Here is a 527-nt window from a genome sequence, read left to right on the forward strand (position 1 = left end):
TTTGTTGCTCGTTCGTTCCATATAACATTTGTAATTTTTCTTGCAAAAGCAACACATCTTCCGGATGTACGTAACGAAACAAATCGTTCTTCAAGCATTCTTCTCGAACGATACCGAACGTGTTTTCAAAAGAAGGAGAAATATACGTTACTTTTCCTTCATTAGAAAGAATTAAAATGTAGTCGGATGAATGTTCAGCGATGATCCGAAACCATTTTTCGCTTTCTTGCAGCGCCGCTTCCATCTGCTTTTGTTCTGTTCGATCGCGTAATACGCATAAAATAGCGCAAACGTTTTCTAAGCGAACAGTGCCAGGCACTGTTCGGTTCCCAATCAAGTTCAATTGCGGACTGTATGGTGGCAAAAAGACGAGCTCTAACCGATCTTCGTGTTCTTTTAAAAATGGCTGAATGAGTTTGGCATGGTGAATTCGAGCGTTATCTAAAATCATCACTATTTTGCCTGTGGGATAGCGTTCTAACACAAGTTGAAGAAATCGAAGAAATGTTTCCGCGTCATAGCGTTCT

1 protein-coding gene is annotated in these 527 nt (G+C 40.2%); it reads right to left on the minus strand.

Annotated elements, in window-relative coordinates; genetic code table 11:
- The coding region (locus HZY91_RS10860) for a transposase (RefSeq protein WP_197116281.1) at positions 1 to 527 on the minus strand (527 nt) is incomplete at both ends.

The organism is Facklamia lactis, assembly GCF_015863205.1.
GTDB classification, from domain to species: Bacteria; Bacillota; Bacilli; order Lactobacillales; family Aerococcaceae; genus Facklamia; species Facklamia lactis.